Below are 13,912 nucleotides of genomic sequence, written 5' to 3' on the forward strand. Positions count from 1 at the left end.
AGCACAGCCGGCGCCCGCCGTGGGGCGGGCGCCGGCGTCGTTCGGTGTGCCGCCGCTAGATGCTGTACTCCGGGGCCGCCCAGACGACGACCTCGGGGTGCTCGTAGAAGCGGTAGCCCTGGCCGCGGACGGTCCGGACCGTGTTGGCGAGGCGGCCCAGCTTGGAGCGGAGCCGGCGGATGTGCACGTCGATGGTCCGCTCGTTCGGGACTTCCTCCGCGTTGCGCCAGAGGTTGGACAGCAGCTCGTCGCGTCCCACGGTGCGGGTGCCGTTCTCGACGAGGTAGTTCAGCAGCTCGAATTCCTTGAACGTGAGGTTCAGCGTTTCGCCGTCGAGGTGGACCTCGCGCCGGGAGAGGTCGATCAGCACGCCGGACGGGCGCTGGGACGCCTGCTGGCTGCGGGCCGGCGCCTCGGCCCGCGGGCGGCGGGACACGGTGGGGTCGCCCAGCGCCTGGCGCACGACCTCGATGTTGTCACCCGTGGCGGCCGCGGGGGCCAGGGCGACGGCGGCGTGTGTCTGCGCCTCGGGGGCGAGCGTCTGGAGGAACGCACGCACCTGCGTGGCGAGCTTGCCGAGCGAGGTCCCCTGGGCCTGGGCCGCGGCCTCGTCGAGGCCCACGTAGAGCACGAAGCCGCGGGCCTCGGTGTCGGCGCTGACGGCCTGCGGGCCGCCTGCCCCGTTCGGGGCGACGACCGGCGTCGGGGCCGTCATCGGCTGCGGGTCCTGGACGCCCGGGACGGCGTGGAGCTGGCGGAATCCCTGCGGGGCGGCGTAGCCACCGCGGCCCCCGGGCTGGCGCTGGGCGGCGGCGGCGCGGTTCTGGGCGTTGCGGATGGAGATGTGGACGTAGCCTGAAGTGACGGACATCTTGATACCTCGTAACTGTGCGAAGAGCCTGTGTGAGCGGCGGAATGCGTGGTTCGTGTCCGTCCGGCCGCGGTGGCGGCCGGGGGGCAGGCGATGGCGTGCTGGTCCTGGGTGCGGAGCGTCAGGCCCGCATTCGGCAACAACTCCGCGCCCGGCCAACTCCATGGCCCCACGCGGGTTCTGCTGCTGCAGTCGATGTTGCGTCGTTGTTCACAAAAACCAGTCTGCGCGTAATAAATAGAACCCGCAAGTAATATTCATGCACTTGTTCCACATAGTGAGACGCGCGACACCGGATGTGACAAGGCTCACCCTGCGCACATCTCTGAAATAAATCCTTGACAATGCGCGGTATGACCATCCGAGGCGCCCGGCAGTGGCCGATTTGCGCGGTCCGGAAACCCCTAGGAGGCGTCCTGCGCGTGGCTGCATAAGTATGCATCACAGTGATTGACGGCGTCATGCCCTTGACTCTGCGGCACGGGTGGGGTTCGCGGCGGCGCGCACCGGCGGGGCACCGGATAGGGTGTGCTCCACGGGCCTCACAGTCCGCGCACAGGATTCCCATAGGTTCGACCAACTCGGACGCCAGAGAGTGGACCCATGAGCAACTCGCGTTTCACGCCCAGCCAGCTTCCACGTCTGGAACACCCCGACGGGACGTCCATCCGGGCCCTCGTGGTCGACGACGAGCCATCGTTGGCCGAGCTGGTGAGCATGGGCGCGCGCATGCTGGGGTGGGACGTCCGCGTGGCGCACGACGGCCCCGCCGCGGTGCAGGAGGCCCGTTCCTTCTCGCCCGACGTCCTCGTCCTGGACTGGATGCTTCCCGGCTTCGAGGGCACCGAGGTCCTGCGCAAGGTGCGGGCCTTCCAGCCGGGGGTTCCGGCGCTGTTCCTCACGGCGAAGGACGCCGTCGAGGACCGCATCGAAGGATTGAGCCTCGGCGGGGACGACTACGTCACGAAGCCCTTCAGCCTCGAGGAGGTCCTCCTGCGCCTGCACCGACTCGTCGAACGCTCCGGGGCGACGGCGGCCAACTCCGCGGAGCTGGTCGTCGGAGACCTGGTGATGGACCTCGACATGCGCGAGGTCCGCCGGGCGGGCGAGGCCGTGGCGCTGACGGCCACGGAGTTCGACCTGCTGCGCTACCTCATGGAGAACGCCCGCCGCGTCATGTCCAAGAACCAGATCCTCGACAGCGTCTGGCAGTACGACTTCGGCGGACACGCCAACATCGTGGAGCTCTACGTCTCCTATCTGCGCAAGAAGATCGACGCGGGCCGCGAACCGATGATCCACACCGTCCGCGGTGCGGGCTACGTCCTCAAGCCGGCCCCGTGAGGACCACCCGCCCCGGCCGCCGCCCCGGCAGCGCGGGCGCGCAGGTGCCCCCGGAGCCCCGGCGTCGTCCGCGGCGCGCGGCCCCCGCCGCGGCGCCGGACCCGCGGGCCGACGTCGCCGCGGAGCGTTTTCCGGGTGGCCCGACGGGCGGTCCGGGCCAGGGCGCGGCCGGCGGCCCGGAGTCGCGGCCGGCCGACGGCCGCCGCGCCGTGTCCCTCAGCCGGCGCATGCTCACGGCCCTGGTCTCCCTCCTGGCGCTCATTTGCCTACTGATCGGGACCGCCACGCACACGGCCATGCGCTCCTCGCTCTACGCGCAGCTCGACGAGCAACTGGCGTTCGCGTCCGAACGCGCCGCCGCGTTCGGCGGCCAGCCCTCGCGGGGCCAGGACCCCCTCAACGCGCCCGGCCAGGCGTCGGGCACGCTCAACGCCCGCCTGATCGGCAACGTCATCCTCAACAGCGGCGTCCTGGACCACGAGACCGGCGAGCGCCGCGGCCTGGAGCAAGCCGATTTCGAGGCCATCGCCTCCGTCGTGCCGGGCGCCGGCCCCGTGGACGCGGACCTGTCCGTCGGCCCGTACCGGCTGGTCGCCGTGCAGGTCCAGGACGCCTCCCAGGGAACCCTGATCACGGGACTGCCGCTGAACGCGATGCACCAGACGCTGACGTCGCTGTCCTGGACCATGCTGCTGGTGTCCGCGGCGGGCCTCGCCGCGACGGGCCTCATCGGATCCGTGATCATCCGCCGGGCCCTGCGCCCGCTGGAGCGGGTCGCCGGCGTCGCCGGTTCCGTCGCCGCCCTTCCGCTGGACGCCGGCGAGGTCCGGCTGGCCCAGCGCGTCCCGCCCGAGGACTCCGTTCCCGGGACGGAGGCGGGCGACGTCGGGCACGCCCTCAACGCCCTGCTGGACAATGTCGAGTCCGCGCTGGCGGTCCGGCAAGGGTCGGAGGAGAAGATGCGCCGGTTCGTGGCGGATGCCTCCCACGAGCTGCGGACGCCACTCTCCTCCATCCGGGGCTACTCCGAGCTCGTCTCGGCCACGGAGCACCTGAGCGACGACGGACGGCAGTCCTTGGACCGCGTGATCGAGCAGAGCCTGCGGATGGGCGCGCTGGTGGACAACCTGCTGCTGCTCGCCCGGCTGGACGAGGGCAAGCGCGCCGAGTTCGCCGACGTCGACCTGACCCTGCTGGTGGCCGAGGCGGCCCGCGACGTCCGCGTCGCCGCCCCCGACCACGAATGGCGGCTGCGTCTGCCCTCCGTGCCCGTGCCGGTCCGCGGCGATGCGGACCAGCTGTCCCGGGCGCTGGCGAACCTGCTGTCCAACGCCCGCAAGCACACCCCCGAGGGCACCGTGGTGGAGGCATCCCTGGACGTCTCCCCCGACGGCCGGCGGGCCCTGCTCGCCGTCGCCGACGACGGCGAGGGCATCGATCCCGGATTCCTGCCCGCCGTCTTCGAGCGCTTCACCCGTGCCGACCGCGCGCGCTCCGGGACGGACGGGACCACGGGTTTGGGGCTGCCGATCGTCAAGGCGATCGTCGAGTCGCACGGCGGCGAGATCTCCGTGACCAGCCGGCCGGGGCGCACCGTGTTCTCGATCAGCCTTCCCCTGGCCATCCCCGCCCCGCCGAGGCCGGCACAGCCTCCGCGCTCGGCGCCGGACCCGGCGCGGGATCCCGCGGCTGCCCCGGCACGCCGCCCGGGAGCCTGACGGCGTGGCGTGTGCCGCCCGAAATCAGTGGGCGAGACCGTAGAGGCGGTCGCCGGCGTCGCCCAAGCCGGGGACGATGTAGGACTTCTCGTCGAGCCGCTCGTCGAGGGAGGCGAGGACCAGGTGGACGCGGTCGTCCGCGCCGTGCTCGGACTCCAGGCGCGCGATGCCTTCCGGGGCCGCGATCAGGCAGATGCACGTGACGTCGTCGGCGCCGCGGTCGAAGAGGAACTTGATCGCCTCGACCAGGGTGCCGCCCGTGGCGAGCATCGGATCCAGCACAAACACCTGGCGGCCCGTGAGGTCCGCGGGCAGGCGCTCGGCGTAGGTGATGATGTCGAGGGTCTCCTCGTTGCGCGCCATGCCCAGGAAGCCGACCTCGGCCGTCGGGACCAGGCGGGTCATGCCCTCCAGCATGCCGAGCCCGGCGCGCATGATCGGCACGACCAGCGGGGTGGGCTTGGCGAAGGCGGTGCCGGTCGTCAGGGCCACCGGGGTTTCCACCTCGACGTCCACCGTGCGCACCTCGCGCGTGGCCTCGTACGCCAACAGCGTGACGAGCTCCTCCGTCAGCTGCCGGAAGACCGGCGACGTCGTGTTCTTGTCCCGCAGGACCGAGACCTTGTGGGCCACCAATGGGTGGTCGACTACCTGTACGCGCATGGTCCAAAACTACCAGCCCCGACAACGGCCCCACTAAGCTCGGCCCATGATCCGGGACGACGCGCACCACCGCGAATGGATGGGCCTGGCCCTCGAGCAAGCGCGCGGCGCCCTGCGGACCGACGACGTGCCGATCGGCGCCGTCGTCGTGGGTCCGGACGGCGCCGTGCTCGGCGCCGGGGGCAACGCCCGGGAAGCCACGGGCGATCCGACGGCGCACGCCGAGATCGTCGCGATCCGTGCCGCGGCGGCCGCGCTGCGCGGCTCCGCGCGCGACGACGGCTGGCGGCTGGAGGACTGCACCCTGGTGGTCACGCTCGAACCCTGCGCGATGTGCGCCGGCGCCGTGGTGCTGGCCCGCATCCCGCGCGTCGTCTTCGGCGCCTGGGACCCCAAGGCCGGCGCCTCCGGCTCCGTGTTCGACATCCTCCGCGAACCGCGCCTCAACCACTGGACCGAGGTCTTCCCGGGCGTCCGCGAGGAAGAGTGCGGCGAGCTGCTCCGCGGGTTCTTCCGCGACATGCGCTGACGACCCAAACCCTGCACAACCCCGGGAGCATCCGGGACCCAACGACGCTCCCCGGCTCCAGCACCCCATCGACGACCCAAATCCTGCACAACCCCGGGAGCATCCGGGACCCAACGACGCTCCCCGGCTCAAGCACCCCATCGACGACCCAAACCCTGCACAACCCCGGGAGCATCCGGGACCCGCCAGGCGTTGACCCCCGTTTCGGGCCGACGGACAATGGGCGCAGTGCCGGACTATCCGAGCCCGACCCCTGACTCCGGGCGGTTCCCATGCACCACCAAGCCACTCCCAGCCCAGCCGACATCGAAGAGCTCGGGCGGCTGATCGACGGCGACGTCGTGGTTCCCGGCGACGACGATTTCGACGAGGCCCGCTCCGTGTGGAACGGCATGATCGACCGCCGCCCGCTGGTCGTCGCCCGGGCCGCGGACATCGGCGACGTCGCGCCCGTCATCGAGTTCGCACGGCGGCATTCCCTCCCGCTGGCCGTCCGCGGCGGCGGGCACAACGTCGCCGGGAACGGAACCGTCGAGGCCGGCGTCGTGCTGGATCTGCGCGACTGCAACCGGGTCGAGGTCGACCCGGTCGCGCGCACGGCGACCGTGGAGGCGGGCGCCACGCTGGCGGAGCTCGACGCGGCCACCACGCCGCACGGCCTCGCCGTCCCGGTGGGCGTGGTCTCGGGCACCGGCGTCGCGGGCCTGACCCTCGGCGGCGGGTTCGGCTGGCTGACCCGCAAGCACGGACTGACCGTGGACAACCTCCGGGCCGCCGACCTCGTGACCGCCGCGGGCGAGACCGTCCACGCGGACGCCTCCGAGAACCCCGAACTGCTCTGGGGGCTGAGGGGCGGCGGGGGGAACTTCGGCGTCGTGACGTCGTTCACGTTCGACGCGCACCCGCTGCCGCAACCCGTGTTCGCCGGGAACCTCATCTACCGGCAGCCGAACTGGGCATCGGCCCTGGCCGCCTACGAACGCTGGACCCGGGACCTCCCGGAGGAGATGACCAGCATGCTCACCGTGCTGACCCCGCCCGAGGAGCTGGAGATGGGTGCGGAGCCGCTGCTGGTGTGCGGCTTCGCATGGGCGGGCGAGGACCACGGCGCGGGGCGGCGCTGCGCGGAACCGCTGCTGGCCGCGGCGCCGCCGGACGAGCAGCTCGTCGGGCCGTCCCCGTGGACCGAATGGCAGGCCGCCATGGACGCGGCCTTCCCGCGCGGCCGTCGCGCGTACTGGAAGAACACGTCCTTCGACCGGTTCGACGACGAGGTCATCGACGTGCTGGTCCGGCGCGCCGCCGAGCAGACCTGGCGCGGCACGGCCTTCGACATCCACCACATGGGCGGCGCCGTCGGGCGGGTCCCCGCGGACGCGACCGCCTTCCCGGACCGCGGATCCCGTTTCTGGATCAACATCTACGGCTTCTGGCAGGACGCGGCCGACGACGAACGCAACATCGCGTTCGTGCGCGGCTTCGCCGCCGACATGGAGCGCCACTCCACGGGCGGCCAATACGTGAACTTCCTCGGGACCGAGGACCTCGGCGGACCCGAGGCCGCGGGGCCCGGCGCCGGCCCAGGCGCCCGCGGCGGGGACGACGACGGGGCCGCGGCCGAGCGCGCGGCCTGGGACCTGGCCCTGGCCGTCTACGGACCGGACAAGCTCGCGCGGCTGTCGGAACTCAAACGCCGGTACGACCCGGAGAACCTGTTCCGGCTCAACCACAACGTGCCGCCGCGCGATCCGTCCGGTTAGCGCCGCGGACCGGCGGCGCCAGCCGGAGGCACGAACGGAGGCACGAGCGGAGACGCGGAACGCCGCGACCGCGAGCCCGTTTTGGGCAGAATCGAACGCTCCGGTACAGTGGTCCAGTCTGGTGACGTGTCCGAGCGGCCGAAGGTGCAACACTCGAAATGTTGTTTGGTGTCAAAGCCAACGTGGGTTCAAATCCCACCGTCACCGCCACGTAGCGAGGCCCCTGGCTCCCTTTGTTTTACAAGGGAACCAGGGGTCTTTGCTTTGCCCCCGGCGCGTCGCTTGGCAAGGAATTGGCAAAACTCTCCTGCTCGATGCATCCAGGGTGCTCAGAATCGGCCCTCTTTACAAGACGCCTCTGCCGGCAGGCAAGCTGCGCGAACCCCCGGCCGCTAGCTCAGGGCTACACCCGCTCGGTTGCCTCCCGTGAGACTCGCCTACGAACACGGACACAGCCTTTTAGACGGGTCGTGGCACTGCGGCATCTAGTTCCGGGAGGCAGGAGTCTCCACACTTAGTCCTTGATTCACGTCACGGCTCCTTGAGACCGCCGCTTTGGTCGCCTCAGAAGAGGGTAATCAGTCTTGCAACGTTAACTGGCGCACCAGTGGACTTGTACTGGGCGATCTACGATTCTTGCAACACGGCCGCTTACACGGGTAGTGTGAGCAGAGAGAGATAGAAGCCTTGCTAGCAAGGCCTCAACTTCAGCCGCACGAACACAAAGCCTGTGACTTATTGACTGGGTCACTGGGCAGAGGTGTGAGACCCCTGAGGTGAACGGAAGTTCATGGTGTCTGAAGAAGTTTCGTCAACTGTTTCTCGCGTAGCTCCGGACTAGTGTTCGGGGCTTAGTAACCACACGCGAGGAGCTTGGAATGACCAATCCGTCGAGAGAAAACGACAACCGCGAATGCGGCCCTGGGGCCCAAGAGGCCCCCGTCGCACCTTCTCCGGAAACTGGGACCCAAGCTCCAATCGCTAAGACGTTTAGCGGAACTGCCGGGGCTGCACTACAGAGTGCGCCCCGGCAGTTCACCGCGACGGACGTCTTCACTCTCTTGGTCAAGGCGATCGGTGAGTTCGAATCCACCGGAAAAACGCCGACTGCGGCGGGAGTCTCCGCCCGGATGCGTGTCATCGAACCAGACTTCTCGATTGACAGGACCGAGTTCTCCACATTTCGGGGAATCACTAAAGCTGCGGAGGGCGCAGCCCTCATAGAGGCAAATCGCACCTCGAGCGATTACGTCCTCAAACTCGTCTCAGTTGAAGACATGCGCGGCGTCAATCTGCGGCCGGACCTGTGGCGTGCCATTCAGGACTGGACTGATGGCGTGAGGTACGCGTTTGATCGCACTACCAAAACCACGGAACAATTTGTTGGCGGCGTCCCCTCCGGGTCCGTGGAAGTGCCGTCGGTGGACAAGGCGACCCTCATTGAGTGGATGAACCAATTCGCGTCGCGCCCGCTTGGTGAGCTCAATACCCAGCTCGCGGAGGCTCTGCGGGAAGACGACCCGGTATCAGCCTTCCACGGAGTTATACGCGGAGACTCCAGCGTCAAGCGCCGATGGAACCGCCGGCTTCGGTCCGGCATCTTGGACACGGCAGTGGCATGGTCCACTCGGAATGCTATACCCCGAAGGGATATATTTACGTCGATCCCTGCCCCCACGTCTTCTTCCGCTGTCGCGCCCACCGGTCTTTACGCGTCTCCGTCCGTTGCTGTGTCGCCGACACCCCCAGTGGACGTGGACCTTCGCCGTCGTATCCTGAGCATCCTGGATTCCATGCCCCTGCATGAGCTGCTTCGCTTGCCGATTCCGCTTGAGCATTCCCTGAACCGGTAGCCGGCGGTGCCCGCGATCGACCTTCGTGCGCTGGTCAGGAAACCAATCGCATTGACGGGCAGATTTGACAAGCCCAAAGACTCTCACTGGCTACACGAGGGAATACGTCGCGACCTAAAGTTCGCATCTCCGAGCGCTTCACCAATTTGGCTTCCTGGTGGGGGAAAAGGGCTTCAGCGGTTGAAGTTATCTTTGCAGGAACCAATCTCCGGCATGGGCGCGCAACGTTCACATGAAGCCTATGTGAAGCTTCTAACTAGCGCGTTTTCCGTGCACACCGAGGCGGGTCGGGTTCGCATCGGACCCGATGGCACTATCCTCGACGACGCCGAGCGTGCCCGATCTCGTTCGGTCCTCTTGGCAGGGGTGTTCCGAGATGGTGAAGAGCGGTTCGAAAAAGACATCTTTTCATCCCCGCGCTTCGCTGGCGTCGGAGTGCTCGCCGTGCTACCGAATGCGAGAAATTCTAAGCAGTACGACGATGCCTGGCTTCGGATTGAGTGGGTACACTCCACCACTTCAATGTTGCACTCACTTGGAAGAGTTGAGGGTCTTCGCGTGGAGACCCCGAACCTCAATCGTCGCATCGAGATTCTTGTGGACCCGAACCTCGCAGCTATGAGCGCCACACTCGAAGCGGACATAGAGCGGGCCGCCCGTCTGCTGGGGGTAAATCCGCAAGTACACATTGTCACCGCCGCCAATCGCGGGATTGTGGCGGGCAAGGTGAAAGCCAACAACCCCTTCGAATTGATTGTGCTCGGGTCGGACGTACACGAGTCTGTGGTAGCCGAATTCACACGCCGGCACGGAGAGCGAGACCTCCACCGGGCAGGCGTTACCACAGCGGATGACGCCCTGCGTTGGCTGCTCGATAGCCTCCCTCACATCATGGGCGTCGGGGCCGGCCTGATGAGCCACCCCCAGGTCGAAGCGGAGCCGGGGCGACCGCGGATGCCGGTGCGAGTACCCACAAAGTGCATCCACCATGGCGCGAATACTTATGTGCTGGATGGGACTACGGATGAGTGGTGGACCCGCGATTTCGCCCAGCATGGGCGCGAAGCCAAATCCATCTTCAAGACCTACTCCCTCGGCGATGGCAAGTTTCAATGGCAGAGCGACCGTGACGCCGCAGGCGATGTCATCGAGGAAAAACACAAGGGTTCGGTCCTCATCACGTTCAAGGCCAGCGACACGAACTCATGCCCGCGCCCTGAGTCCCACCTTCGCTAGGCGCGTCGGCGGCTGCGCTAGTTACCTCTTACCTACGCCCGTGGCTCTCCAGCCATAGTTTGTTACTCCTTAGGATTCGCACACTTGGGGGGGCTCGTAGGAAGCGAGGTCGGTATTGGCAGCTCGGAAACCCACGGTCCGAGCAAGCATGGGGTCGAGCCATTTCAATCCCGCACCATAACAGGCATTATGTTGTGGATTGACTACGTACTCAGGGGGCATGTCGCCAGCAGCCCAGTCGGTATCTTCGCCACGACCCTCCGGTCTCCGGACCTTGGGACTGGCACCGCGCCGACACGGTCTGCCCGCAGATGCCGCGGGAGGAGGGAATCGCCTCCTGCGAGGGGCACTTGACAATGACATCTTGCTCGAGCCATCCGGCCGTTTCGAGGGCCTGCAAGAGGGCAGCGGACGGTCTGGCCCACTCCCTGAGACCGCGGTCCGGGTCGCCACGGACAGCTCCGCCCGAGCTACGACGAGGTGGAAGACATTCGCCTCGGATTCGCGACGTGTGCTGAACGACGGAGGCACACCAGTGTCTGGACCAAGGGTTTCGCGGGTTCAACTGGCGAGTCGCCCTTTCGGAAAGCGGTAGTCCACGCATCGGAAAGCGCGGTTCCGGTGACCGGGAAGCGGTGGTGTGTGGTGCGGCCCGGTCACCGGTGGTGCGGTGCCCTTACTCCCAGTAGCCAGCGCTGCTGCGGGCCAGTTCGCCGAGCTCTCGGCGCATGTCCACCTCTCCTAGGACGATCCTCTTCGCGTGGTTGACCAGCCGGTTCACGATCGAGTCCGCGGCGACTTTGTCGGGGAGGACATAGACCCAGTAGTCGGGTCCGGATTGTGAGGCGATGACGGTAGCTGACCGGTGTTCGCGGTTCGCGAGGATCGTGAACAGATCGGCGGCCGCCTTGATGGCGCCCATCGAAGTTCCCCAGTCTGTGCTCGGCGAAGTTCCTCACCTGCGACGGTTAGGTTAGCAGTCGCGGGGTGCCGGTCGTGGCACGCCTGAGCTGTCCGGCGGCGTCGTGGTGGGCGCGGAGCCGGTATGAGTTTCCGTCGAGGTTGAGCACGACGGAGCGGTGCAGGAGCCGGTCGAGCATTGCTGCGGCGAAATTCCATCGGGGTTGATCTTCAGCTACTGCCGGCGGGCAGCTTTTGCCCTACGCCGCCACATCTCTGGCGAAGACTGAGCCTGTTTGCAATAGTGACTCGCCACCGCAGGCTCGGACCATCATGTCGAAGTGCGCGCTGTGTCCCTGCTGCTCGAAGAACAGTTGAAGGAGCTGTAGGAAATCTTTGGCGTCCCCGATGTAGTGAGACTGCGCAAAATCATCGATGATCGTGTGTGATCCCGAGTTCGCCCAGGTGATGAACATCGACATTAGCCGCTCGTCCGCAACGGAGAGTGGTTGCTGCCGCTCGTGACTCTGCGTCGAACCCACCGTCTTAAAATAGCCTTCGATGATTCGTCTCACGATGTTGAACACACCAACTTGGGCGATCGGCGAGTCCTCATCGCCGTCGGCGATATCAACGACCGACTGCCAGAGCAGCTCATAACTGCCGCGGATCTTGCTGCGCCGACCGTCGTCCTGCACTGACGTGATTTTGTCGAGGCCCTTTCGCAGTCGATAGTGACGGCGGTCGCCGGTCTTTCCCGTGTCCGTCGCGTACGCCGCTTCGTGGTGGAACTGGGTGTTGTGCGTCAGCACGATAAGTTGCTCGATGTTCGTCTGTCCGTCAATGACCTGCTTAGCGATATCGCGAATGTACGCTGCGACGATGAAGAGAGTGTCGCTGTCGAGGCTCGAGATTGGATCGTCGATGACCGCAATGACGGGCTCGACAGTGCCACCTGACACTGCGCTTCCGGTCAAGGACTCCACAAAGTAGGCGAAGCAGAGGAAGGACTTCTCACCTTCGGATAGTGATTCGAATGCCGGCGAGCCATCGTCGCGTATGATCCGGTAACCACCCGCGACTGCGTCTGTGATTGCCAGATGGAACCGATGGAACCCCAGAGCCTTAAGAAGCTCGTTAATACGCTCAGCGACATCTGCGGTATTCGAGATCGAGTTGCGGAGCGCCTCAATCTCTTCCCTGGCGCCCTCATCAGCTTGCAAACTTGCCGTGATGTTGGAACGCAGTTCTTCGATCTTCGCCAGTTTTTTGGCGTGGATTCCGTTGTAGCGCTTCATGTGGCTCGACGTTCCTGCATCTGTGAGAAACAGCGCCCAGCCGTCATTGACTAGGTTCTGCAACTCCGCGCGCGAGTCATCGATCAGTTTATTGTGTCGAGTGATGTCCGCGTTAGCATCCTTGATTAATTCGTCCAAATGACTAACCAGTGGTGCGATGTCGACAACATCTATTCGGTTTGTGGGGTGACGACGCTTATCGTTCACTTTGGACAAGATGAGTTCGGCGGCGGTTTGAATAGCATCGATCGCATCAATTAGGCGCTCTGCATCGATCGCCGAGTCAGCGTCGACGGCTGCTTTGAGGCTGGCGAGCTCCTCGCGAAGGGTCCTTGAGCGCTCCTCCACCTGTGTTGTGATGCTCGTTGCTAGGGAGAGTGCCGCATCGTACCCCGCCGCGAAGTAAGCAGTGAGCCTGGCTCCAAATCCTTCTGGAAGATCTTCCTGGCAAAACGGGCATTTGTTATTGGTGTTCTGAAGATGCTGGCGACCTTGACTGACCCAGTCCCCATTCCCGAGGTGTTGGATCAGAGCGGCGAGGTCCCCGGCTCCCGTTGTCACGTCATCCATGCGGAGTTGCGCGATCTGCTCCTTTGAGATGAGGAAATTCACAGAGGTGCCGTGTAGCGGGGAACGCCGATAAAGCTCGCCGGTCAGCGAAGAGTTGCGAGCCTCGAGTGTGTCCCATGTCAGATCCTTCTCGGCGACTAGCTCTGGCTTATATCGAGATTGGGCCTCCTTGAAGAACTTCTCCCTGCTTCGCCTGAAGCCCTTGAAGACGGTCTCCCGGACTGCCTCTGGCACGTCCTTGTGTCTCTCGAAGACGGCATGGCTGGCGGCAAGACGCTCGGTCTCAATCTCGCCCAGCAATCCACTCGGGTCGAGGAGAGCATCGTCAGATCCGATGTCCTTAATCCACCCATTTCGTTCGGTGCGACGAACGACACGCTCCTGATCCAAAAGGGTGATTCTGGAATTCACGTCACCCGATTCTGAACCAATTGTGAAGATACCGTTTACGTGCTCGTTTAGCACCGTCGACCGGTACGCCTCGTTGAACACGCGAATGGACGTCGCAGTTGCCGCAACCGGCCAGTGCAAACGTGCGTCTTGATCGCGCGGCTGCCGGGACAGCGCGTTCGAGATCGTCGTCTTGCCTGAGCCGTTGGGCGCGTGCATGAAATTGACCTTTGCAAGGCTGGCGAGCACCATCGGGTTGCTGCCAAAGCAGTACTCCGCAGTAACCCTAATTTCGGTCAGGCTCATTTTCCCCCATCATATTTCCAGCCAGGTCGTCGTCGACATGCACTTCCCGCCGGGGCCGTTTCCTCGCCGAAGTCGAGTCAGCGCGATAGCGACCGGCTGCCATACCCGGCCTGCTTCGCGCTAAAAGCGTTCTAGCGAGAGTGCCTGATTATTCTAGGTGCCCTTGTATCTTTGACCCGGCAATGCCGCGTATCGGAAACGTTAAATTCTGACTACTCGCCGTGGGGGCCGCACGACCCTACCCAGAATGTCGTGTTGGACCAGACTACGAATCCTGTGGGAGCGTCGGGAGCGCCCAAAATCTGGTCAGAACCACTTCCTACTCGGCAAGAAACGAATCAGCCGGAAGTTGCCTTTCAGGACTCCTCCCGGTCCGCCTTTTTTCCCGCCCGCGAACGACTGCCCATGGTGCATTTTGGTGCAGGAGTACCTGTGAGCATCCGTGTATACCTGTGAGTAAAGTGACCATAATCG

At 65.6% G+C, this 13,912-nt stretch carries 10 protein-coding genes, 1 tRNA gene and 1 pseudogene; 7 read left to right on the forward strand and 5 right to left on the reverse strand.

Going from position 1 to position 13,912, the window contains the following annotated elements:
- Positions 1-55: 55 nt before the first annotated feature.
- Positions 56-871 (reverse strand): winged helix-turn-helix domain-containing protein, encoded by an 816-nt coding sequence (locus ACETWP_RS10165; protein WP_373972125.1) that lies wholly within the window; start codon positions 869-871, stop codon positions 56-58.
- A 603-nt stretch (positions 872-1,474) separates the two neighbouring features.
- On the opposite strand from ACETWP_RS10165, the gene ACETWP_RS10170 reads away from it, so the two are divergent.
- Both ACETWP_RS10170 and ACETWP_RS10175 read left to right on the forward strand, forming a co-directional pair.
- Positions 1,475-2,215: a response regulator transcription factor gene (locus ACETWP_RS10170; RefSeq protein WP_373972126.1), complete on the forward strand. Its 741-nt coding sequence runs from the start codon at positions 1,475-1,477 to the stop codon at positions 2,213-2,215.
- Positions 2,212-3,933, forward strand: coding sequence for a sensor histidine kinase (locus ACETWP_RS10175; protein WP_373972127.1), 1,722 nt, complete (start codon positions 2,212-2,214; stop codon positions 3,931-3,933). Before ACETWP_RS10170 ends, ACETWP_RS10175 begins: the two co-directional genes overlap by 4 nt.
- 24 nt (positions 3,934-3,957) lie before the next feature.
- On the opposite strand, the gene upp is transcribed toward ACETWP_RS10175, so the two are convergent.
- Entirely contained in the window at positions 3,958-4,596 is a 639-nt protein-coding gene (gene upp / locus ACETWP_RS10180; RefSeq protein ID WP_373972128.1) for a uracil phosphoribosyltransferase, read from the reverse strand.
- Positions 4,597-4,642: 46 nt separating this feature from the next.
- Here upp and ACETWP_RS10185 point away from each other — a divergent pair, with 46 nt between their 5' ends.
- From ACETWP_RS10185 to ACETWP_RS10205, 5 genes are all read left to right on the forward strand, one after another.
- The gene (locus ACETWP_RS10185; RefSeq protein WP_373972129.1) at positions 4,643-5,125 is read left to right on the forward strand and encodes a nucleoside deaminase; all 483 of its coding nucleotides are present in this window, start codon (positions 4,643-4,645) and stop codon (positions 5,123-5,125) included.
- Between the two features lie 272 nt (positions 5,126-5,397).
- Positions 5,398-6,885 (forward strand): FAD-binding oxidoreductase, encoded by a 1,488-nt coding sequence (locus tag ACETWP_RS10190; protein ID WP_373972130.1) that lies wholly within the window; start codon positions 5,398-5,400, stop codon positions 6,883-6,885.
- A 120-nt stretch (positions 6,886-7,005) separates the two neighbouring features.
- Positions 7,006-7,095 (forward strand) — tRNA-Ser (locus ACETWP_RS10195).
- A 668-nt stretch (positions 7,096-7,763) separates the two neighbouring features.
- The gene (locus ACETWP_RS10200; RefSeq protein ID WP_373972131.1) at positions 7,764-8,738 is read left to right on the forward strand and encodes a hypothetical protein; all 975 of its coding nucleotides are present in this window, start codon (positions 7,764-7,766) and stop codon (positions 8,736-8,738) included.
- 558 nt (positions 8,739-9,296) lie between these two features.
- Complete coding sequence (locus ACETWP_RS10205; RefSeq protein ID WP_373972132.1) at positions 9,297-9,974, forward strand: hypothetical protein; 678 nt, start codon at positions 9,297-9,299, stop codon at positions 9,972-9,974.
- Positions 9,975-10,650: 676 nt separating this feature from the next.
- Here the strand turns inward: ACETWP_RS10205 and ACETWP_RS10210 are convergent.
- The 3 genes and pseudogenes from ACETWP_RS10210 to ACETWP_RS10220 form a co-directional block, all read right to left on the reverse strand.
- Positions 10,651-10,896, reverse strand: a complete 246-nt coding sequence (locus ACETWP_RS10210; protein ID WP_373972133.1) for an ATP-binding protein — start codon at positions 10,894-10,896, stop codon at positions 10,651-10,653.
- 46 nt (positions 10,897-10,942) lie between these two features.
- Positions 10,943-11,083, reverse strand: a pseudogene (locus ACETWP_RS10215) (ATP-binding protein); the annotation flags it as partial.
- A 51-nt stretch (positions 11,084-11,134) separates the two neighbouring features.
- Positions 11,135-13,438, reverse strand: a complete 2,304-nt coding sequence (locus ACETWP_RS10220) for an AAA family ATPase (protein ID WP_373972135.1) — start codon at positions 13,436-13,438, stop codon at positions 11,135-11,137.
- Positions 13,439-13,912: the final 474 nt, after the last annotated feature.

The organism is Arthrobacter halodurans (genome assembly GCF_041877255.1).
Lineage (GTDB): Bacteria > Actinomycetota > Actinomycetes > Actinomycetales > Micrococcaceae > Arthrobacter_N > Arthrobacter_N halodurans.